The organism is Desertivirga brevis, assembly GCF_017355835.1.
On record NZ_JAFEWF010000006.1, the window covers coordinates 562,877 to 587,653 of the forward strand.

Genomic DNA, 24,777 nt, shown 5'->3' on the forward strand with positions numbered 1-24,777 from the left:
ATGGAGGTATTTCACCTTTACAAATGATTAAAGAGAGATTTATAGAACTTCTTACAAAGGACCTCGCGGGGGAGATCTCAGATCAGGAAAGACAGGAGTTGTCTTATCTGATAGGAGAGGATGAATCATACCGCAAGGAAGCTGAGCTATACCGCATGTACTGGGGGAGAAGTTATGAGAAAAAGATAGATAGTCAGGCCGTTTTTAGTAAAGTTCTAGGTAAAATAAAGGAGCGGGAGAGTTTGGAGCAATCTTCTCCGTCATATTTTGAAGATACCGAAAGTGTTGAAGAGAATAAATCCAGAAGCAGTTTTTCTGCTCGTTGGCTAGCAGCCACGTTAAAGATAGCGGCTACTGTTTCTATAGCAGTTCTTTCGATATTTACTTATAACTATATCAATGACGAGAATACGAGTAAGAGAGGAGAAAATTGGCTGGTTAAGGTAACACCTAAGGGGGTAAAATCTTCATTCATTTTGCCTGATGGTACACGAATTATACTAAATGCGGGCAGCAAGTTAGAGTATCCCAAAGAATTTGATGGAAAAACCAGAGAGGTTTATTTTACCGGAGAAGGTTTTTTCGATGTGAGAGAAGATAAAAAGCACCCTTTCATCATCCATGCTGATGAGATGAATATCAAAGTTTTGGGAACAACTTTCAATGTTAAATCCTACCGAGGTGATAAAACTTCAGAAGCAACATTAATACGGGGCTCTATAGCGGTATCGATGAATGACCATCCCGACGAACGAGTTGTATTAAAGCCATCTCAGAAGCTGGTGATAATGAACAGTAAGGATCCTGTTAATGGAGAGAATAGTCGGGTTCAGCAGGGAGAAAATAAGAAAATATCAAAGCTTACAACCATCACCTATTATAAGGATAGTGATACTACTGCCATAGAGACTTCCTGGGTGGAAAATAAGCTGATTTTTAAGCAAGAGGATTTTGAGTCTGTTGCACGCAAGATGGAGCGTTGGTATAACGTAGACGTCAAATTCCAAAGAGAGAATGTAAAGGGCTTAAGGTTTACCGGGGCCTATGAACAGGAAACTTTGGATGAAGCATTGAAAGCCCTGCAGATGACTGAAGGTTTTGCCTTTAAATACAAGATAGAAAAGTCGACCGTAACAATATATTAACCTCTAACTATTAGATATGAAGTAAGAATGCTACAAAAAAAGAACCGGAAACTATTGGAGTAATTTCCGGCTGAAAAGATTAATCATTGCTTCCTGCCAGAAGCGAATAATAAACTAAAATCAAGTAAAAATATGGAATTTTTTACACGTCGTCAAGACGTCCGGGTCCCCTATGGACTTTTAAAGTGTCTTTTTTTGATGAAATTAACCTTAGGATTATTGCTGGTTTTTAATTTTCACGCGTTAGCAGGCGCCTTCTCGCAGACCAGGGTTACATTAAACCTCAAGTCGGTAGGGTTCCAGGATCTTTTGTCAGAGATAGAAGCTAAAACGGTTTACCGCTTCGTTTTCAGCAATCGCAACATACCTGCTGAGCAAAGAGTAGATGTGCGTGTCAAGGATGCAGAGGTGTCAAAAGTGCTTAATCAGGTACTTCAAAACTCTAGTTTTACGTATAACATTCTTGAGAGTAATCTCATCGTGATTGTTCCGAAAGAGAATGTTGCTCAGGCTGTTATTAAAGGACGTGTACTTGATGAAACAGGTCAGCCGCTTATTGGGGCAGCAGTAAAGGTTAAAGGTGGAGGTGTTGGAACCTCTACAGATGTTAACGGTAACTTTACGGTAAACGCCGCTGATAATGCAGTATTAGTGATTTCTTATATCGGATATATCACGAAAGAGGTTCCAGTGAATGGACAGTCTTCTATTACCGTTCGTCTTGATCCTTCTGCAAATAATTTGAAGGAGATTGTGGTAACCTCATTTGGTATCAAAAGAGAGCAGAAAGCTTTAGGGTATGCTGTTACTACCTTAAATTCGAAAGATCTTACTCAATCTGGAAACACCAATATTGGTTCTGCATTGTACGGTAAGGCGCCAGGTGTTTCTGTGACTACGGCTCCTGGGGGGGCAAGTAGTGCAGTAAACGTTCAGGTTCGAGGTATAAACTCGATTGGCTATAACAGGCAACCTTTATATGTTATAGATGGAATAATGATGCGGAACGACAACCAAAATGGGGCGGCAGGAGCTAACAATGATAACTATTGGGATGATCAACGTATTCGCGGTAATGGAATTCTAGATATCAACCCTGCAGACATCGAGAGCATGACGATCCTTAAAGGAGCGAGTGCAACAGCCTTATATGGTTCAGATGCAGCGAGCGGTGTTATCGTAATTACTACAAAAAAAGGTTCTAAAGACAGAGGGCTTGGTATTGACTTCAATTATGCGGGAACATTTGAAAATGCCGCATTTCTTCCTAAGTTTCAGAATGTGTATGGGCCAGGCTATGATAGGGCGACGAACTTAGCTAACGGGGCTACTGCCGAAGGTTGGATCGCTGATGCCAGCTCCCCAAGTGGATTTAGACCCTATTTCCGGGCTTACGGCCAGTTTGGCCCCAAGATGGAAGGTCAGCAGGTAAAATGGTGGGACGGCTCAATTCGTTCATTTTCTCCACGTGCTGATAATTACAAGGACGTATATGATGACGGATTCAGTTCTAATATAAACCTCGCTATCTCCAATCAAACAGATAAAGCAAATTATCGTCTTTCAGCTACCCGTCTTGACTATAAGGGTACTAACCCGGGAAGTGAGCAGGAAAGGAATACTTTTAATCTAAATAGTACTTTAAAGATTAGTAATAAGTTAAGTACAGATGTGGTGGTAAACTACATGAATACTCTTACTCATAATCGTCCGTACTTATTAGGACAAGTTTTGGGTTCCTTTGGTGGATACTTTAGCCGGACTGAAGATATGGGATTGATGAAGGAAAAGTACAAGACAAGTCAGGGATACAAGTATGTCACTTTAGCTAACGCTGCCCAGTCGCCAGAAGCCTTTGTTTATAACACAAGAGCTACTAATCTTCTTGATCTTTTTTGGCAACAATACCGGAACAGTTACGACGAAACGGAAAACCGTTTACTTACAAGTGTAACTGCTAATTGGGACGTAGTTAAAAATCTAAAATTAAGAGGTCGCATAGGTAATGATTATACCGGATTAAATATTGAACAAAAACAATATAACGAAGTTCCTTTGATTTACAACCAGCCAACAAGTAGTACTGGAGGGTTTAGTACTTCTAAAGGTTTTTACTCAGTGTTATACGGAGATGCATTGCTAACTTATAACAATAAAATTGGAAGAGATCTATCCTATTCAGCCTCCGGAGGTTTTCAATCCAGAACAGAAGAATACAGGGATCAGAGTTCAAATACAGAGCAAGGGCTTTCTACAGAAAACTGGTTCTCATTAGCTAATACCTATGCGCAAGCCAGGACAAATGCTTCCCGGAAAGAATTTTTACAATATGCCTACTTGGGTATTGCAAACCTTGGATATAAAGACTATTTGTTTTTAGAAGGAACAGCACGAAAAGAGTATATATCCTCTCTAGCGCCAGGGTATAATAATTATTTCTATTCCTCACTTAATTCAAGTTTTGTTTTCTCGGACGCGTTTAAATTGCCAAAATTTATCTCTTTTGGAAAGTTGAGAGCTTCTTATGGGGTAGTAGGAAACGGTCCGCCAATGTATGAGGCAAACGTTGCTTATTCTCAACAATCTCTTCAAACAGCTAACGGTTCTGTTCCTGCACAAACCATTTCAGGTACTTATGGAAATAGAACCCTGGAGCCTGAGAAGAAATATGAGGCGGAGTTCGGTGTCGAATCAAGATTTTTAAACAATAGGGTTGGATTTGATATAAGCTACTATGATAACCAAATCAAGAATCAAATATTGAGTCTAACAACTTCACCTACGGTTGGTGCTCCTGGTCAGATTGTTAATATCGGAAAGGTCGGCAGTAAAGGTTTGGAACTATCACTATTTGGAACACCTGTGAGTGGAGCATTAAAATGGAATACTCGTCTAAATTTCTCAATGAATAGGACAAGATTGCTTGATATTGACGGCGAGAGTAAACAGCTGAAGCATAGAGAGTTTGAGCAAGGTTCAATTCTTTTTGCTTCAAATGTCGGTAGTGTCTTAGGAGATATAATGGTTCATCGTAAAGCTACTGATGAAAATGGTAATTATTATATTAATAACAACGGGTTTTATGTATATGATCGCTCTGCCCTTGTAAAGGTGGGTAATATTATGCCTAAAGCCACTGGTGGTTTAGTAAACTCGTTCAACTATAAACGCTTCAATCTTGATTTTACGGTCGATTACCGTTTTGGAGGACAAATGTTGTCAGCGCCTACAAAATATATGATGGGTGTGGGAATGTTTGAAAATACACTACAGTATAGGGATGCTGAGCACGGAGGTCTTCAATACACAGTAAATGGTGTCACCTATAACGATGGCGTTATGTTGAAGGGGGTGAATCAGACAACTGGAGCTCCTAACACCCGAGTTGTTAGTGCAGCTGAGTATTATATGAATACATATGCTTGGGGGCAAGAAGCTGATAATGAAGAGGGGGCTGTATTTGATAATAGCTTCATCAAAATGAGGGAGGCCGTTCTAGGGTACAACTTACCGGTATCGCTTGCTCAGAAAATGCACGTTCGAAATGTGAGATTATCAGTAATTGGTCGTAATCTTTTCTATTTCTGGAAAACTCTTGAGAACCTCGACCCTGAAGCACCGGTTGGAAACAAATGGTGGTCACAAGGAATCGATGTAGGTTCAACAGCACCAACAAGAAGTATTGGTTTCTCATTAAATGCTCAGTTTTAAGTTCAGCCCCGGATTCTATTCTCTTAACGTCTAGAGACGTTAAGAGAATAGAATCCCAGAAAATTAAATCAAATGAAAAAGATATTATTTGCCCTTTGTTTATTAGCTGGTTCTGCTACTTTACTTTCAGGCTGTAAAGAGCAATTGGAGGAGAAGTATTTCAACCCAGAAAGATCAACTGAAGCTAATGTCTCAGGTCTTTTCTCCTCAATGCTTAATAATGACAGGGTTCGACCCTCTTATTATAACGTTAGAACATTTTTAGCGCAACATGCCATCGTTTATGGCCAGACTGGTGGTTTTTCAAATTCCAATAGAGTTTACGAGCAAAACGACAATTATAGTTCCGCTTACTGGAATGATTTCTACACATCTACGGTAAATGGAGGCGGAGTTTTAGCTCTTTATCGAGAGATGGAAAACGCATACGCTGCGCTTCCAGAATCTGATAAAGCTAGCAATGAAATTTTCCTCAAGGCTGCAAGTGTAATATTATACGATGAAGCATCTAAGTTGGTAGACTTGTGGGGAGACATACCTTTCTCCGAAGCGGGAAGTTTGAATGCTACAAGCACATTGAAATACCCCAAGTATGATGACCAAAGAGAGTTATACAACACCTTTATCTCTGGTCTTGATGCTGCTGCCACTTACTTTGCAACAGCAAAAACAACATCAAGCTTCAATAGGCACGATATTCTGTTGTCGGGTAACGTTGATAATTGGAGAAGATATGCAAATTCTATAAGACTTCGTCTTTTGATGCGGATTTCTAATGTTGATGAAGCTATGGCCCGCACGGAAATACTGAAAATGCTAGGTAATCCAGCACAATATCCCCTTGTAGACGGAGGAGGAGTATCAAATTATAACCCAGCCACTTCAGATATTCTTTTAAGGCCTTTAAGAACAAATAATGAGACATTAAATTCGGCTTTAACAGAGGTTAGTACCTATTGGGCACCAGATTATATGTTGAATACCGTAATGCTTCCAGCGAATGATCCTCGGATCCCCGTGATGTTCGACAAGTTCGGTAGAACCGTTAATGGCGTGTTTATTCCTAATCCAACTTACAGAGCAATGCCTATAGGAACACCCGCGGAACAGCAAACTCTAATTTTTACAGAATATGCTATACTGGATTCTGCAACCTTCTTGCAGAATAGAATGATTCCCGGAGTTGTAATAACTGCTCCTGAGGTTAATTTCATCAAGGCAGAAGCTTTTCAACGATGGGGCAGCGGAGATGCAAAAACTACTTATGATTTAGCTCTTCGTCAGTCTATAAACTTCTATTACTACTTAAATAGTATAAACGATGCAGGAGGAAGGAAAGAAACGATGCCTGCAAGCTCCGTAATTGATAACTTTGTTAACAATTCATCAGTAAACTATTCAGGTACTGATGCTCAGAAGCTGGCGAAGATCTATACTCAAAAATGGCTTCACCTTGGTTTCCTACAGGCTAATCAAGCGTGGTCTGAATACAGGAGGACAAATACTCCTACTTTAACTTTCCCTGTTCAAACGCAGGTGGGCCTTGAAAGTCCGCCGACCCGTTTACTCTATCCGGCCGTAGAAAAGACGTTTAACGCTGCAAACTACGAGGCAGTTAAGGCTGAAGATACCAGAACGACTAAAATCTTCTGGGACGTTAATTAATTCCCTTCATTCTTGTCAGGTTGCATTATGCAACCTGACATTCATTCCCCTTTTAACGCACATTATGTGTGTTACTGGCTTTCTTATGTCTAAATTTTTATGATCCACACTGCTAAATACACACTTAAATCAGGAGCGCAGAAGTTGAAGAATGTTTTCGGGCTGTCAATTCCCCTAAGCCTTTTACTGTTTTCTGCAGCAACTGCTCAACAAAACTATAATTTTACAACAGGCCTTGTCGCTCCATCTGTACATCGGTACGGTCGCGAGGCTTTATATAAAGATTTTTTTGCCCTTAATTATTATAAGGGTTCTATAAAAGCACCTTTAGAAAATGCCAACCTTTTAACCAATGATAAAGGGGAGAATATTTCCTGGAGATCATTGGCTGTAAACACAGATAAAAAATTTAAAGATAAGGCGTTAAGCAACGGCTATCTGTATCTTACTTACCAGTCAGATAAGGAGCAAAAGGCCATCTTGCATGTAAGCGGTAATAACATGGTTTATGTAAACGGAGAACCTAGAGCGGGAGACTTGTATGCATACGGCTATCTTTATTTGCCGGTTCAGCTGAAAAAAGGCCTGAACGAGTTCTACGTTCGAGGTAGCAGTTTCTCCTCAGAAGAGGGGATAGCTGCAGAACTTCTATTTGATCAGAAATCAACATTCCTGAATATAAAAGATCCGACTTTACCTATTATAATCGCTGGGAGGGATAAGAACCAACTTTCCGGTGCAGTTGTAATAGTTAACAATACAGATAAGACACTAAGCGGCTTGAAAATCAGCAGTAAGCTGGAAGGAAAAACAGCGAATTTAAACGTTCCCTCCATCCCGGCTATGTCTGTACGGAAGGTTCCTTTTAACATTGATCCTTCGGCTATTTCTGCTAAAGGCATGTACGATTGTTCTCTTAGTCTTGTGAAGGGATCCTCAACTCTCGACGTTCAAAATATCCGGATAGAGGCAGTATCGGAAACCGAGGATTATAGCAGGACTTTTGTCAGCAACGTCGACGGGAGTACACAATACTTCAGTGTAAGTCCTCAGAAGCAAGGAGGAAAAGCTACCCCTGATCTATTCCTTTCAGTTCACGGAGCTGGAGTAGAGGCCATCAATCAGGCCCGGGCTTACAAAAGCAAGGAAGAAGGTGTTCTGGTAGCAGCAACCAACCGCCGTCCCAGGGGATTTAATTGGGAAGACTGGGGAAGGATTGATGCATTGGAGGTATTAGGGATAGCAAAAAAGGAATTTAAACCAGATCCTAAACGCATATATCTAACCGGGCACTCCATGGGAGGTCATGGTACCTGGTATCTTGGGGCCACTTATCCTGGTATGTGGGCTGCCATAGCTCCTTGCGCAGGGTACCCAACATTGGCTGGTTATGGTTCTGCTGACGGAAAAATTCCGGATATCTCAGGAAAGCCAGCTGTAGAGAAACTTATTCTGCAGGCAAGCAATCAAAGCGATGTTTTTCAGCTTGCTAAAAATTATAAAGCAGGGGGTGTATACGTTCATCATGGAGATAGTGATGAAGTGGTAACGGTTAATTTTGCGCGGCAGATGCACCAGGTACTCGCTGGATTTCAGAAGGATATGAGTTATTACGAATATCCGGGAGGTAGTCACTGGTTCGGAGATGAAAGCGTTGATTGGGCTCCTCTTTTCGATTATTTCAAATGGCACACGATCCCTGCAGATACAGCGGTGAAAGATGTTGATTTCACAACGGCTAATCCGGCTATTTCATCTTCCTTCCACTGGGTTTCAATCCTTCAGCAACAGGAGTCATTGAAATATAGTCGCATTCGTTTATCCCGTTCAGATGATTTAAAAACAATCAGCGGTACTACAGAAAATGCCTCTGTTGTCTCATTCGATCTAAGTGGCCTTTCCGCGGGTACTCCTGTTAAGATCGCCCTGGATGGTAGTGAGATAAAGTACAGTACAAAGTCTGGCTCAGACAAGGTGTTCTTGAGAAGGAATAATAGCCAATGGACCATTGGAAATGCTTTGTCCGATTCAGAGAAAGGTACACTAAGGAACGGTACGATTAAGGAAGCCTTCAATAACAGGATGGTCTTTGTTTATGGTACTTCTGGATCTGCAGCAGAAAAAGCATGGGCCTATAACAAAGCAAGATACGACGCTGAATCATGGTATTACAGAGGTAATGGAAGTGTGGATGTTATTGCCGATAAAGAGTTTAGTCCGGCAAGGTACGCCGACAGAGGTGTAATTATTTACGGTAATGCAAGTACTAACTCGGCTTATAATAAACTATTGAAGAATTGCCCTGTGAAGGTAGACAAGGGTGTAGTAACTGCCGGAAATCAAAAATACAGAGGTGATGATCTGGCCGCTTATTTTGTTTGGCCTCGAAGCGACAGTAAAAAAGCTTCTGTCGCAGTAATTGGAGGTAGCGGATTATTAGGTATGAAGGCTGCTGATGCTAATCAGTACTTTGCAGGAGGCAGCGGCTTTGCTGATTATATGATCTTCAAGGCCGACCTTTTGGAAAAGGGCGCTTCTGCGATAAAGCAGGCAGGTTACTATGGAAACGACTGGAGCCTTGAAAAAGGTCAGAAAATAAGTCAGGATTAAGAGCGAGTTGTAAGCAGTTTCCTAATAAATATTGTCCTTATTAAAAATATTGATTGTTAGTGTTCGAAAGTGTAAAAGTGCGGCTTAGCCGCACTCTGCACAGTTCGCAGCCTACGAAAAAGTTCAGTCCATAATTATGAATTCCCACTCTCTTCTTCATTATTTAACTGCTTTTCTAATTATTACCGGGATGGCTGATTCCTCAGCTCAGAAGACAGGAGAGAGGAATTCTGTAATTATTGAAAGCAGTGATTCTTATGAAGAAATAATTGACAAAGCTGCTACTATTGTTCCCACCTCAAGGCAATTGCGCTGGCAGCAACTGGAGATGACGGGGTTCATACATTTTGGAATGAATACTTTTACAGGAAAAGAATGGGGGGATGGAACGGATAGCCCCGCGAAGTTCAATCCAACTAATTTAGACGCAGAACAGTGGGTAAGGATTTGTAAAGAGGCGGGGATTAAACAGGTTATCCTAACGGCGAAGCATCATGATGGCTTTTGTCTCTGGCCCAGCGATTATACAGATTACTCTGTAAAAAGCAGTCCCTGGAAGGCCGGAAAGGGCGATGTTGTAAGAGAGACTGCGGAAGCTTGCCGGAAGCACGGAATAGGTTTTGGAATCTATCTTTCTCCATGGGACAGGAACTCCAAATTGTTCGGTAATAATCAGGCTTATAACGCTTATTTTATGAACCAGTTAAAAGAGTTGCTTTCAAATTATGGCAGGGTAGATGAAGTTTGGTTTGATGGTGCGAATGGTGAAGGACCAGGCGGAAAGAAACAGGACTATGACTTTGATAGCTGGTATAAGTTGATCAGGAAGCTTCAGCCGCAGGCTGTAATTGCAGTAATGGGACCTGATGTGAGATGGGTGGGTACTGAAAGCGGATATGGGAGGGAAACGGAGTGGAGTGTGGTGCCGGTGGATCTTCAGGCTCAGGAAGGTATTGCAGCCGGCTCTCAAAAGGAGGTTTCTTTTGCTCCGAAGAACAGAATGGAAGACGATCTCGGCAGTCGTGAAAAAATAGTAAAAGCAAAGGCCCTTGTCTGGTACCCATCAGAAATAGACGTATCTATACGGCCGGGATGGTTTTATCATCCGGAGGAGGATAACCAGGTAAAAAGTCCTGAGAAGTTAACAGACATCTATTTCCACTCGGTAGGAAAAAATGGAGTTCTCCTCCTAAATATCCCTCCTGATACAGGGGGGCTGATCAGCAACAGTGACGTGACCAGCCTTAAAGGTTTTCGATCAATACTTAATAAAACTTTCTCCAAGAACTATGCATCTGAAGGAAAGACCAGTAGCAATAAGCGGCAAATAAAAGCGCTAACCGATAATGTTTATTCCACTGATTGGACCACCAAAGGAAAAGATTCAACTGCCACTATTAATATTACTTTAAAAGAACCACAGGAAATAGATATCCTTTCCATTCAGGAGAATATAATGAAGGGCCAGAGAGTTGAGGCTTTCAGTCTAGAGTATAAAAGTAATGGAGAGTGGAAGCTCCTGGCGCAGGGAACCACGGTAGGTTATAAACGACTGTGTAAATTCCCTCCAGTTAAAGGGAAAGAGTTTAGAATAAATATCCTTTCATCAAGAAGGAACCCGGTTTTAAGTGAGATCGGTTTATACAAGCAATCTTATTAATACAATCAAACACACACCAAAAATGAAAAAGATCCTGGTCGGCTTATTAGTAGCTTTATCGCTTGGAGGGGAACTTCGGGCGCAGGTAAGTATCATTCCACGTCCGGCTGAAATGAGCCTTTCCCAATCGGAAGGCAGTTTTAAGCTGAGCACAGGTACTCCAATTGTTTACAAGCAGCAAGGCTTAAAAAAATCAGCCGGATTTTTAAAGACCTATTTGCAGGAGTTTTATAATCTGAACCTTTCGGAAAACGCAAAGCAAACATCAAAAGGTATTTTTCTGAACCTTGACAAAAAGGCAGTGACAACAGCTCATGCTTACTCTTTAACTGTAAAAAAAGAGGGGATTTTTATAAATGCAGCAACAGAAGAAGGCATTTTCTACGGCGTTCAATCGCTGATCCAAACATTGGATCCGGCTAGAAAAAATCTTGAAATTCCATATCTGACAATTCAGGATAAACCTCGTTTCGACTACCGTGGAATGCATCTTGATGTAAGCCGGCATTTCTTCCCGGTTTCGTTCGTGAAGAAATACATCGATTACCTTGCCCTTCACAAGATGAATTACTTCCACTGGCATCTTACTGACGACCAGGGATGGAGGATTGAAATAAAAAAATACCCTAAGCTAACGGAGGTGGGGTCGGTTCGTAAGGGAACAATAATAGGTCATTATCCGGGCACGGGGAATGACAATACCCCTCATGGCGGATTTTATACTCAGGAGCAAATAAAAGAGGTGGTAAAATATGCCGCGGACAGATATATAACGGTGGTTCCTGAAATAGAGATGCCTGGTCATGCCTCTGCTGCTCTTACAGCTTACCCTTACTTAGGTTGCACTGGCGGGCCCTACAAAGTACAGGAAACATGGGGTGTCTTCGACGAGGTTTTTTGTGCCGGTAACGACCAGGTCTTTTCCTTTCTTCAGGATGTTATTGACGAAGTTATTCCTCTTTTTCCTTCTAAATACATTCATATCGGGGGCGATGAATGTCCTAAGACCAGTTGGAAAAAATGTCCTAAATGCCAGCAACGGATAAAAGATCATAAGCTGAAGGATGAGCATGAGTTGCAAAGCTATTTTATCCAGCGTATGGAGAAATATGTGAATGGAAAAGGAAAAACCATTATCGGTTGGGACGAGATCCTTGAGGGAGGACTTGCACCCAACGCTGTTGTAATGAGCTGGCGGGGTGAAGAGGGAGGAATCGAGGCTGCCAAGCAGAATCATTATGTGATGATGACACCAGGAGGCTATGTGTATTTCGACCATTCCCAAAGTGCAAGAGAGGATTCACTTACAATTGGGGGCTTTACAACAGTACAGAAAGTGTATAGCTACGAGCCATTGCCGGCAGCGCTACCTGTGGCATCGCATAAGTATATCCTTGGGGCACAGGCTAATGTCTGGACTGAATATATTACCAATCCTGCAAAAGTGGAATATCAGATCTTCCCAAGGATGAGTGCATTAAGCGAAGTGTTGTGGAGTCCGAAAGAAAGTCGCGACTGGAGCGATTTCGAGAAACGTTTGAAAGTCCAGTTTTCCAGGTACGACCTGTGGAAGGTAAATTATAGCAGGGCATTTTTCGATCCTCTGTCGACGGTTAAGAAAGAAAAATAGATCAATTCAAAGCCAGTCCAATGTTGAATTTTAAGGCTATAAACAACAGGATAGCTCTGCTGTTGCTCTTGCTGCTCGGAATGGAAAATAGCCTTTTCGCTCAGAAGAAACACTCGTTCGAGATTAAGGACGGCCAGTTCCTGTACGATTCCAAGCCGGTACAGATCCGCTCAGGAGAGATGCACTACGCGCGCATCCCTAAAGAATACTGGCGGCACAGGATGAAAATGTTACGGGCACTGGGACTTAATACCGTTGCCACTTATGTTTTCTGGAACTATCATAATACCGCTCCGGGAGTATGGGATTTTCGCTCGGGCAACAAAGACATTAGAGAATATCTGAAAATTGCACAGGAAGAAGGATTGTTCGTCATCCTGCGACCAGGCCCTTATGCTTGTGCTGAATGGGAGTTTGGTGGTTATCCCTGGTGGTTACAAAAGGAGAAGAATCTGGTGATCCGCTCTTTCAACAAACCCTTCCTCGATTCTTGTAACCAATATATCCAGCGCTTAGCGGCGGAGGTGAAAGGTTTTCAGGTAAGCAAAGGCGGACCTGTTATTATGGTTCAGGTGGAGAATGAATTTGGATCCTACGTAAATCAAAGAAAGGATATTCCACTTGCCGAACATAAGAAGTACAACGAGGCGATTAAAGGGATGCTTTTGAAGTCTGGTTTCGAAGGACCATTTTTTACCAGTGATGGATCATGGCTTTTTGAGGGCGGCGCTCTTCCCGGAGTTTTACCCACCGCGAACGGAGAAAACAATATTGATAATCTAAAAAAGGCCGTCGACAAGTATAATGGAAACAAGGGCCCATACATGGTAGCTGAATTTTATCCGGGTTGGTTGGATCACTGGGGCGAGCCCTTCGTGAGGATCTCCGCGGAGGAGGTAGCTAAGCAAACAGAAACTTATCTGAAAGCGGGAATCAGCTTCAACTATTATATGGTTCACGGGGGAACAAACTTCGGTTTTACTTCCGGCGCTAATTATAATAATGAACATGATATTCAACCGGATATTACCAGTTACGATTATGATGCTCTCGTTTCAGAACCAGGCTGGGTTACTCCAAAATATACAGCAATAAGGGAACTTCTGACAAAGTATACCAATGGGAAACTTCCGGAAGTTCCTCCTGCCTTGCCTGTTATTTCACTCGGTCCCCTGCGCTTTTCCAAAACCGTAGTGCTTTCAGACCTAAAGAAGCAGATAAGGCCTGTTTCTAATGTTCAGCCTCTGAGTTTTGAGGAATTAAACCAGGGTCATGGGTACGTGCTGTACAGTAAACGTTTTAACCAGCCTGTACAAGGGAAGCTGAAAGTTGAAGGATTGCGTGATTACGCTACCGTTTACGTAAATGGAACGAGAGTAGGGGTGTTAAACCGCATGCTTAACCAGTATGAGCTGGAGGTGAACATCCCTTTTAATAGTACCCTTGAGCTTCTGGTAGAGAATATGGGCAGGATCAATTACGGCGAAGAGATCGTGAATAATAGAAAGGGGATAATAAGTCCCGTTAAGATCAATGATTTCGAGATCTCCGGAGGTTGGGAAATGTACAAAATGCCGTTTGAAACTGTTCCGAATACGGAGAATTTTAGTAATCGCAATAAACAAGGTCAGCCTGCGATGTATTCCGCAAGTTTTGACCTTCAAAAAACAGGAGATACTTTCCTTGATATGCAGGGCTGGGGAAAGGGGATTGTTTTTGTTAACGGTCACAATCTGGGAAGGTATTGGAATGTTGGTCCCCAGCAAACGCTTTATGTTCCTGGTTGCTGGTTAAATAAAGGTAAAAATGAAATAGCTGTTTTCGAGCAGCTGAATGATACTATACAAGAGAGCATAAGTGGGATAGAGAAACCTATTCTTGAACAGTTAACCTCAACACCTTAAGTTTAGAATGATCAATAAATTAATAAAATATTCTTTCTGCTGTGTTTTGTCTTTGTTCTTGTTTGGTGGAGGCAGTGCGGCTCTTGCTCAAGCTCCTGCACCGGCAAAAGCAGCAGATTTTAAACACCTTTTTACTCCTCCTTTAGCTTATGTTGCCGGTTTTGCTAAGGTAGCCCCGGAAATAGACGGAGATGTTTACGGAGATAAAGTATGGGAAAGGGCGGTGTGGACAGAAAGCTTTTCAGATATTGAAGGGGATCTGAAACCAAAACCCCGGCATAACACCAGGGCAAAAATGCTTTGGGATAAAAATTACTTATATATCGCAGCGGAAATGGAAGAACCTGGTGTGTGGGCCAATATTACCAAACACGATGAAGTGATCTTCTATGATAACGACTTTGAAGTTTTTATAGATCCGGATAATAATACGCACCAGTATTTTGAAATAGAGCTCAATGCTCTGAATACCGTTTTTGATCTTTTCCTTTCAAAACCTTACCGAAACAACTCAGGAGCTTTGATCCCCTGGGACGCAAAGGGTATGAAGTCGGCTATAAAAGTTTTAGGAAGCATCAATGACGCCAGTGATCAGGACAAGGGCTGGACTGTTGAAATGGCGATCCCTTTCTCTTGCATTTCCATTGGCAATGATCCGGTGATCCCTAAGGATGGAAGTCTCTGGCGTATAAATTTTTCAAGGGTTGAATGGGATACTAAAGGGACTGGAAGCAAGTATGAAAAACTGAAGGACAAGAATGGAAAAGTATTACCGGAAAATAATTGGGTTTGGTCCCCCCAAGGCGTAATTAACATGCATCTGCCGGAGCGTTGGGGGTATCTGCAGTTCAGTAGTAAAGAAGAGCCCGGTTCTTTTGTACTTCCTTACACTGAGCAACAGAAGCAATATTTATGGCTTCTCTATTACCGGCAAAAGGAATATCATTCAAGGCATGGGCGCTACGCTTCCAATATAGCTACCCTTGGTTTTCCAGCAGCTTCTTTCTCCATATCCGGTAAGCTTAACAGCTTGAAAATGGAAGCCGGGACCCGGCAGTTTAACGCTATTATCAGTGCTGGTAAAAGTTCCTGGAGTATAAATGATGAAGGTTTGATACAAGCTTTGTAGGTATGAGTAATAGACGGAATTTTCTGAAAAAAAGCATTGTAGCAGGATCGGGACTAGCTGCCGCTAATTTTAGCGGACTCTCAACCCTTACAGCATCTGAACTTAAGAGTACCACTGCAAATACTACTGCTATTAAACATTGGGTATGGATAAACCCCAAGCATGGTGAGAGTGAAAAGGATTTGAAGCAGAGGTACTCTCATTATTACAGTGCTGGGATTCGTGGTATCTTCTTCGAAGGAGACAGCGAAGTCCATTTCCGGACAGCTAAAGTTTGCAAGCTCGAAGCTCATCGCTGGATCTGGACGATGAACAGGGGCGAGAAAAGCCTTCGGGAAGCCAATCCTGAAATATTTGCCATAAATCGTAAAGGGGAATCTTGTGCAGACAAGCCTCCTTATGTTGACTACTACCGCTGGTTATGCCCTAGCAAACCCGAAACCCTGGCTCACCTGAAGAAGGATGTCGAGCATAATCTCAATAAAGACTATGTGGATGGTATTCACCTTGACTATGTTCGTTTTTGTGATATAATCCTTCCTGTAAACCTCTGGAAGAATTATAAGATCGTTCAGACTAGCGAGCTTCCGGAATACGATTATTGCTATTGCAGCGATTGTAAAAGGAAGTTTAAAGAACAATACGGACAGGATGTCGATCAACTGGAATACCCCGAAGCTAGTCTTTCCTGGAGATTGTTCCGGTATAATGCCATCACTGGTATCGTTAATCAGCTCGCGGCGGTTGCAGCTTCAAAGAGGAAATCAATAACCGCTGCAGTCTTTCCCACGCCAGAAGTTGCTAAAAGAAATGTGCGTCAGGATTGGGTGAACTGGAACCTTACGGGCGTATGTCCCATGATCTATCACGGCTTTTATAAGGAACCGGTGAGCTGGATAGGTGACGCTGTTAATGAAGGGGTAAAAGCACTCAACGGACGCTTTCCTCTTTATGCAGGTGTTTTTCTGCCCGATTTTAAAAACAAAGAGGAACTTGAAGCCGGAATAAAGCTCGCTCTGGATAGGGGAGCAAGAGGTATATCGCTTTTTGGCGATGTAACGGAAGAGGTGCTGGAAAGCCTTGAAAAGTTTAAAAAACACACTTAGACCAAATTATATGAATACTAAAAGATCTTTAATTACCAAATTCCATTTCCTGTTTACTATGTGCTGTATCGGGCTGGCATCTCAACTTTCTGCCCAAACAATAGCGGCAGGAGGAACCAAGCCTTTGGGGCCCCTTAGCTCTTATGTTGACCCATATATCGGCACGGGCTTTCATGGCCACGTTTTTATGGGGGTAAATGTTCCCTTTGGTGCAGTTCAATTAGGCCCTACCAATATGTCGGAAGGCTGGGACTGGTGTTCAGGGTATCACTACTCGGATTCGCTCATTATCGGTTTTGCACATACACATTTAAGTGGTACGGGCATAGGTGATCTGGGAGATATTCTTTTTATGCCGGTAACAGGAGAGGTGAAACCTTCGAAAGGCAGGCCTGGAAATCCGGCATCTGGTTATTATTCACCTTTTTCTCATAGTGATGAAATTGCCAAAGTTGGTTACTACTCCGTTAAGCTCAAAAAGTATAATATCAAAGCAGAGCTGACTGCCACAGAAAGGGTTGGGATGCACCGCTATTCCTACCCAAATGGAAGTACGCCTAAAATGGTCATTGACCTCGAACAAGGTATCGGATGGGATCGCTCCGGAGAAAATTATTTCAGGAAAATAAATGATACAACTATCGTTGGTTACCGGTTTTCTTCTGGTTGGGCGGTAGATCAGAGGATCTTTTTTACTGCAGTGTTCTCAGAGAAGATTAAAGGACTTTCAGTGTACGATAGTACCTCAGTGAAAGATGGTGCTGAACAAAAAGGAAAGAGGCTTAAAGCCATCCTGACTTTCGATCCATCAAATACAGAGATTTTGGTTAAGGTTGGGATATCACCTGTTAGCACTGATAATGCACTTGCAAATATTAAGGCAGAGGCGCCAGGATGGAATTTTGAATCCGTTATGAGGAAGGCTGACGAGAAGTGGTCGGATGAGCTCGGGAAAGTGAAAATCACCACTGCCGATCCCTCGCAAATGAGAGTGTTTTACACCGCCCTTTATCATACCATGATTGCACCTTCTTTATTTAATGATCATAATAAAGATTACAGAGGGACAGATAAAAAGGTCTATAACAAAGCTTCTTTCAATAACCTCACCACTTTCTCCCTATGGGATACTTACAGGGCGGCACAGCCTCTTTACACTATCATTCATCCTGAAAAGGTAAGTGATATGGCTAACACGATGCTTGCTATCTACAAACAGCAGGGGAAACTTCCGGTGTGGCATCTTCACGGAAATGAAACCAATTGTATGGTAGGTAATCCTGCTATTCCTGTTTTGTCTGAGGCTATATTGAAAGGCTATAAAGGATTCGATCAGAATCTGGCTTTTGAAGCAATTAAAAATTCTTCCATGCTGGATGAAAGGGGACTTTATTATGTGAAGAAGTACGGATTTATTCCTGCAGATAGTATGGCTGAGTCGGTATCTATAGGTCTTGAATATGCTGTTGCTGATTGGAGTGCTGCCCAGGTAGCGAAGAAGCTGAACAAAAAGGACGACTTTCAGTATTTTAAAAAAAGAGCTGGGTACTACCTAAACTATTTTGATCCGAAAGCAGGATTTATGCGTGGAAGGTTGTCAGAACAAACCTGGAGATCTCCTTTCAGTCCTTTTGAGTCGATCCACGAAAAGGGGGATTTTACAGAGGGAAACGCATGGCAGTATACCTGGTTAGTCCCGCACGACGTGGATGGAATGATCTCGATGCTCGGGGGCGAAAAGCCGTTTCTGAATAAGCTGGATTCCTTATTCTTTGTTAAGGGCGACATGGGGGCAAAGGCATCTAACGATATTACAGGACTGATCGGCTCGTATGCGCAAGGCAATGAGCCGGGACATCATATCCCGTACTTGTATGCTTATGCCGGACAGCAATGGAAAACGGCAGAGAAAGTGCGATATATTATGGACAATCTCTATACCGACAAGAACGATGGCTTGTGTGGCAATGAAGATGTTGGACAGATGTCGGCCTGGTATATATTTTCCTCGCTGGGCTTTTATCCTGTAAATCCATCTTCAGGTGCATATGTATTTGGAAGTCCCATTGTAAATTCTGCAGAATTGAAGGTAGCTAAAGATAAGACCCTGAAAATCAAAGTGCTGAATAACTCAAAGCAGAACAAGTATATCCAAAAAATTCTCTTTAATTCTAAGCCCTACACTAAGGCTTATATCATGCATAGTGATCTTATGCAGGGAGGAACGCTTCAGATTGAAATGGGAGCAGAGCCTTCCCGTACGTTTGGACAGAAAAAGTCAGACCGCCCACGGTCGGAGTATAACTAGTAAGACATTTAATACGCACACATGAAGAAATATTTAGTAACCCTTTTTCTGGGCTTTCTGAGTCTGAGTAACTCTATAGCCCAGAATAAAGTGGAGTTAAACACAGGCTGGCTTTGTCAGCAGGCGGGAAAGGTTAAAGATAACGGTAGCAGTTTATCTCAAACAGCAACAACGCTTTCCGGTTGGATGCCTGCGGTTGTTCCCGGTACTGTACTAACCAGCCTTTTACATAATAAGCTGATCCCAGATCCTTTCTATGGGATGAATAATGAAAGGATCCCGGATATTTATAAGACGGGCAGAGACTATTATACCTATTGGTTCGTAAAAGATTTCGAACAAAAGCAGGAGAAGGGACAACAATTTTGGCTTAGTTTCAGAGGGATCAATTATAGTTGCGATGTTTTCCTTAACGGTAAGAAGTTGAATAGCTCTGAGCATAAAGGCATGTTTCTGCGCAAAACTTACAATGTAAGTTCTTTGCTTGCTGCAAATGGAAAGAATCGCCTGGCTGTGATCGTATATCCGCCCGATCCCGTGGGTAATCCTAATGGCGGCCAGGGTGGTGATGGAGTTATCGCAAGGAATGTTTCGCATCAATACGTGGCTGGTTGGGATTGGATCCAGCCTATCCGTGATAGGAATACCGGGATATGGGATAAGGTTTATATTGAGAAGACAGGTTCGGTTAAACTCAAGGATCCCCATCTTGTCACACTGGTTCCTGGTGTACGTCAGCCGGAGGGACCGCAGAAACCTGCTACCCTAAAACTCAGTGCTACCCTTGAAAATTCAGGTTCCGTCCCAGTGAAAGGCGCTTTGGAGTATGAGCTTAATGGGAGGCTGGTTTCAAAACAGGTAGAGCTTAAACCTGGAAATCACGAGGTCTCTCTTCCTGATTTCACTATTGAAAATCCCAGACTATGGTGGCCGCATATGTATGGTCGCCAGGAACTTTACAATATTAAACTCCGTTTTGTAACAAGAGATAAGCAGGAGTCTGATTTCGAAAACATCAGCTTCGGTGTTCGTGAGATCCAGACTAGCTTTAACACGAAAACTGAAAGTCGCCAGGTTTTTGTAAACGGACAAAAGATCTTTATCAAAGGGGGGAACTGGATCATTTCAGACGCGATGCTTCGATTCAGTAATGAGCGATACGATGCAGAAATACGTCACCACCGGGATATGAACCTCAACCTTATCCGGATCTGGGGCGGTGCTTTGATAGAAAGGCCTGAATTTTACGAGGCTTGCGACAAGTATGGATTGCTCGTTTTTCAGGATTTCTGGATGTCGGGTGATTGTAATGGTCGTTGGTTAGACCCTTTAAAAAAGGAAGATCAGTGGACAAGGCGTAAATATCCTGACGATCATAATCTTTTCCTGGAATCGGCAGCCGATATGATAAAAATGGTAAGGAATCATCCATCTCTCGCGATGTGGTGCGGTGGTAATGAGATGACTCCCCCAGATGATATTCTTGTTCCACTTAGAGATTCTTTACTTCCGTCACTGGATGGCACCAGATGGTTTGTCGATTATTCGAACTCAGATTCCATGTCGAGAAATACCATTTGGGGTAACGGAGACGGGCCATACACCATTCAGCCAATCAGCAAGTTCTGGGACTACCGCACCTATCCTTTCAACTCCGAGGTGGGTTCGGTGGGGGTTGGCGATTATGAATCCCTGGAGCGTTTTATTCCTCAGAAAAATATGATTGCCCCTAAATATATACCTGCAACGACAAAAAATCCAAAAGCTGAAGAGATTGTAGATTCGGTGTGGGACTACCATAAATATAAGGGGGTGGGTTATGAAGGTTTTATAGAGCCCTATGGAACAGCTTCAGACGCAAGAGATTTTGCTAAAAAAGCACAACTGGTAAATTACGATCAGTACAGGGCTTTGATGGAAGGTTTCAGTTCGCACATGAACGATTGGTATACGGGTGTGATCATATGGAAAACTCAAAATCCATGGACTGCAATGAGAGGGCAGATGTACGATTATTATCTGGATCCTAATGCCTGCTTATACGGTTTACGGAAAGGTAGTGAAGCTGTCCATGTTGCTTATAATCCTGTTGACGGAATGGTAACGGGAATAAATAACTCCCTTAAAACCTATAAGAACCTGATGCTTCAAATTAAAGCATATTCTATGGAGGGAAAAGACTCGCTTATAACTCAGGTTTTTATGGGATTGGAAGCGGGCGGAACCAAGAAGTTTTTGCCTGTAAAAGACTTCGTAGATAAGATGGCTGCAGATAAAGGCATGTTCCTTTCTGTGAAACTTCTTGACGAAAACAAAGAGACAATAAGTGACAATTTCTACTGGCTGGCGGATAAGAACGGACGGTACTCTGGATTGAATAGCCTGAAAAAGGTTAAACCAGTAGTGACAGCTAAAAAGTTAGGTGCAGGCAAAATTCAGGTCACTGTTTCCTGCCCTGCAAACGGTGCTGTTTCCTTCTTTAACCGGGTATCTGTCGTTCATCCTCAGACGCGCAAAAGAATTCTACCTGCTTTTTATTCAGATAACTACATTTCAGTGATTCCTGGGGAAAGCAGAACCTTAGTCGTTGAATATCCGGAGGCCAATGACAATGTATCTCCAATTATTTCAATAAACGGATGGAATACGTCCGAACAATTTATAATTCCGAATCCATAATATGGCAAGATTAAATCTCTTAGAAGAAACCAGATTTGAAAAACTACCTGTATCTATTTTTGCTGATAAAGAAACTGCATCGAAAGCTGTAGCTGCCCGAATAGCCAGTATCATTAGAGTAAAACAGGAAAAGTCTGAACATGCAATTCTTGGACTGGCAACAGGGGTAACACCTTTGCAGGTATATGCCGAGCTGATCCGCTTGCACAAGGAGGAAGGTCTTAGCTTCAAGAACGTTATTACTTTCAATCTCGACGAATACTATCCTATGCAGCCAGGTGCTGAACAGAGCTATGTAAGGTTTATGCACGAGAACTTGTTCGACCATGTTGATATCGATCCTTCCAACGTAAATATCCCTAACGGAACTTTGAGTCCCGAGGAAGTGAACGAGTTCTGCCTTCAGTACGAAAAGAAGATCTCCGACCTGGGCGGACTGGATGTGCAAATCCTGGGAATCGGTCGTACCGGTCACATCGGTTTTAATGAACCTGGTTCTGCACCTAATTCGGGTACCCGTGTGGTAACCCTTCACGATCTTACCCGTCGTGATGCTGCTCATGATTTTGGAGGAAAGGAAAATGTTCCGGTAAAGGCGATCACCATGGGGGTGGGAACCATCTTCAAAGCAAGAGAAATTATCCTGATGGCCTGGAGCGGAAAGAAAGCCCCAATCATCAGGAAGGCAGTAGAAGGGGAAATATCTTCTGATGTCCCGGCAACTTATCTTCAGCTATCCGACAATGTAGAATTCGTTTTGGATCAGGACGCAGCAGCCGACTTGACCCGCTTCAATACACCATGGTTGGTGAAAGACATGGTTTGGGATGAGAAGAACATCAGGAAAGCGGTGATCTGGCTGGCTAAGGCGGTAAATAAACCAATACTTAAACTTACAGAAGAGGATTATAATAATAATGGTATGGCTCAGCTGGCAACTGAACAGGGGCCAGTTTACGACATCAATATCAGGATCTTTAACGCCGTACAGCATACCATTACCGGTTGGCCGGGAGGAAAGCCAAATGCAGATGATTCACAACGGCCAGAGAGAAGGGATCCGGCAAAGAAAAGGGTGCTGTTGTTCTCTCCTCACCCGGATGATGATGTAATTTCTATGGGAGGAACCTTCATTCGCCTGGCAGATCATGGTCACGATGTTCATGTTGCTTATCAAACATCAGGAAATACAGCCGTATGGGATGATGATGTATTGCGCTTCGTAGAATTTGCTATAGATTTTGGAGCAACGCAAGGACAGGATACAGCTGATCTTAAAGGGCTGTATGCAGAAATGACAAGCTTCTTTGAACAAAAAACTCCAAACCAGGAAGATCTGAAAGAGATCCAGCGGGTGAAAGGTTTGATCCGTAAGGGAGAAGCGATTGCCGGTGCGCGTTATGCAGGTCTTCCTGATGATCATATTCATTTCATGGACCTTCCTTTTTACGACAGGGCAAAAAAGCAGAAAAAGGTAAGTTACGAAGATGATATCCTTCAAACGATGGAGCTTTTAAAAGCGGTAAAGCCACACCAAGTGTATGCTGCCGGTGACTTTGCCGATCCCCATGGCACCCACAAGATCTGCTTTAATATTATCCATGAAGCTTTAAAAAGGCTCAAAACCCACGAGGATTGGATTTCGGATTGCTGGTTATGGTTATACCGTGGAGCATGGCATGAGTTTGAAATCCATGAAATAGAAATGGCAGTTCCACTTTCGCCGCAAGAAGTAGAACGGAAGCGTATGGCTATTTTTAAACACCAGTCGCAAAAAGACAGAGCCGTATTCCCAGGAGACGATTCAAGGGAATTCTGGGTAAGAGCAGAAGACCGCACCCGGGAAACAGCCAGAGCTTACAATCAGCTTGGATTAGCTGAATATGAAGCAATCGAAGCATTTGTAAGATATTCCTTTTAAGATCAGAGCTTATGTCAACAGCATACACAGAAGCAGTAGTTGAAAACGCAACGAAAGCTAAAGCGCCGGCAGTAAAGCCGATCGTTATAATAGGAGCACTATTTTTTATTTTCGGATTCGTCACCTGGCTGAATTCAGTCCTTATTCCTTACCTTAAAATTGCCTGCGAGCTAAGTAACAGTCAGTCGTACATGGTGGCCTTTGCTTTCTATATTTCGTACCTGGTTATGGCCATACCCGCGGCCTGGGTATTAAAACTCACAGGCTTTAAAAAGGGTATGTCAGCTGGCTTAGTAGTAATGGGAGTAGGAGCTCTACTTTTTATTCCAGCTGCATTAAGTCGCACCTACCTGCTCTTTCTGATTGGTTTATTCATACAGGGTGCTGGGTTAACCATACTTCAAGCTGCTGCAAATCCTTATATCACTATCCTCGGGCCTGCAGAAAGTGCAGCAAAGAGGATCAGCATAATGGGGATTTGTAACAAGTTGGCGGGTTCTATTGCCCCTATCGCACTGGGAGCAGTTACTTTAAAAAATGCTGACGGATTAACAGCACGGTTAGCTTCAATGAGCCTGGCTCAAAAGACGGCCGAATTAGATGCTCTAGCAGCGCGCGTAATTGTTCCCTATCTGATAATTCTGGCAGTACTCCTGGTACTAGCAGTCCTGATTTATTTTTCCGCATTGCCAGAGATCGATACCGATAAAGAGGATGAGGACACAGCATTGGCAAATAATGGAAAGACAAGTATCCTGCAGTTTCCCTTTTTGATAATGGGCGTTATAGCAATGTTCCTTTATGTGGGTGTAGAAGTGATGGCAGGAGATACAGTAATTGGCTATGGGGCTTATCATGGCATCCCTCTTTCTACGGCGAAATTCTTCACTACATGTACCCTGGTAGGTATGATCCTGGGATATATTGTAGGAGTTATTTTTATTCCAAGATATTTAAGTCAGGAAAACGCTTTGAAAGGGTTCGCTCTTATTGGTGTTGTTTTCACGGTCGCTGCCATATTTACTTCCGGGTACATTTCTGTTTTGTTTATCGCATTACTTGGTTTTGCTAACTCTCTTGTATTTCCGGCTATATGGCCCCTGGCGCTAAGAGGTTTGGGGAGGTTCACGAAATATGGCTCGTCGCTGCTTATTATGGCAATAGCCGGAGGGGCAGTTATTCCCCTGATCTATGGTCGTCTGGCGGATCTATACGATCTTCAGGTTGCCTATTGGATCATGGTGCCCTGTTATATTTTTATTTTCTATTACGGACTGGCAGCTTCCCGCAGAAGTGCCAAGAACTAGCG

The 24,777-nt window shown here is 42.7% G+C and carries 13 protein-coding genes; all 13 read left to right on the forward strand.

The annotated features are described in order from the left end of the window. Positions 1-23: 23 nt before the first annotated feature. Positions 24-1,145, forward strand: coding sequence for a FecR family protein (locus J4N25_RS17700; RefSeq protein WP_207423119.1), 1,122 nt, complete (start codon positions 24-26; stop codon positions 1,143-1,145). Positions 1,146-1,343: 198 nt separating this feature from the next. Next, on the forward strand, positions 1,344-4,856 hold the full coding sequence (locus J4N25_RS17705) for a SusC/RagA family TonB-linked outer membrane protein (protein ID WP_207423120.1): 3,513 nt from the start codon (positions 1,344-1,346) through the stop codon (positions 4,854-4,856). 72 nt (positions 4,857-4,928) lie between these two features. Beyond that, positions 4,929-6,521 (forward strand): SusD/RagB family nutrient-binding outer membrane lipoprotein, encoded by a 1,593-nt coding sequence (locus tag J4N25_RS17710; protein WP_207423121.1) that lies wholly within the window; start codon positions 4,929-4,931, stop codon positions 6,519-6,521. A 99-nt stretch (positions 6,522-6,620) separates the two neighbouring features. Further along, a complete protein-coding gene (locus J4N25_RS17715; RefSeq protein ID WP_242695915.1) occupies positions 6,621-9,131 on the forward strand; it encodes a carboxylesterase family protein in 2,511 nt (836 codons plus the stop codon). Positions 9,132-9,321: 190 nt separating this feature from the next. After that, complete coding sequence (locus J4N25_RS17720; RefSeq protein ID WP_242695916.1) at positions 9,322-10,791, forward strand: alpha-L-fucosidase; 1,470 nt, start codon at positions 9,322-9,324, stop codon at positions 10,789-10,791. A gap of 22 nt (positions 10,792-10,813) precedes the next feature. Continuing rightward, on the forward strand, positions 10,814-12,421 hold the full coding sequence (locus J4N25_RS17725; protein WP_207423123.1) for a beta-N-acetylhexosaminidase: 1,608 nt from the start codon (positions 10,814-10,816) through the stop codon (positions 12,419-12,421). 20 nt (positions 12,422-12,441) lie between these two features. Continuing rightward, positions 12,442-14,325 (forward strand): glycoside hydrolase family 35 protein, encoded by a 1,884-nt coding sequence (locus J4N25_RS17730; protein WP_207423124.1) that lies wholly within the window; start codon positions 12,442-12,444, stop codon positions 14,323-14,325. Between the two features lie 7 nt (positions 14,326-14,332). Then, a complete protein-coding gene (locus tag J4N25_RS17735) occupies positions 14,333-15,454 on the forward strand; it encodes a carbohydrate-binding family 9-like protein (protein ID WP_207423125.1) in 1,122 nt (373 codons plus the stop codon). A gap of 2 nt (positions 15,455-15,456) precedes the next feature. Then, complete coding sequence (locus J4N25_RS17740) at positions 15,457-16,560, forward strand: glycoside hydrolase family protein (protein ID WP_207423126.1); 1,104 nt, start codon at positions 15,457-15,459, stop codon at positions 16,558-16,560. Between the two features lie 10 nt (positions 16,561-16,570). After that, the gene (locus J4N25_RS17745) at positions 16,571-18,868 is read left to right on the forward strand and encodes a GH92 family glycosyl hydrolase (RefSeq protein ID WP_242695917.1); all 2,298 of its coding nucleotides are present in this window, start codon (positions 16,571-16,573) and stop codon (positions 18,866-18,868) included. A gap of 21 nt (positions 18,869-18,889) precedes the next feature. Beyond that, positions 18,890-21,547, forward strand: a complete 2,658-nt coding sequence (locus J4N25_RS17750) for a glycoside hydrolase family 2 protein (protein WP_207423127.1) — start codon at positions 18,890-18,892, stop codon at positions 21,545-21,547. Between the two features lies 1 nt (position 21,548). Further along, positions 21,549-23,468: a glucosamine-6-phosphate deaminase gene (gene nagB, locus J4N25_RS17755; protein WP_207423128.1), complete on the forward strand. Its 1,920-nt coding sequence runs from the start codon at positions 21,549-21,551 to the stop codon at positions 23,466-23,468. 11 nt (positions 23,469-23,479) lie between these two features. After that, complete coding sequence (locus tag J4N25_RS17760) at positions 23,480-24,775, forward strand: sugar MFS transporter (RefSeq protein WP_207423129.1); 1,296 nt, start codon at positions 23,480-23,482, stop codon at positions 24,773-24,775. The last annotated feature ends 2 nt before the right edge of the window (positions 24,776-24,777 follow it).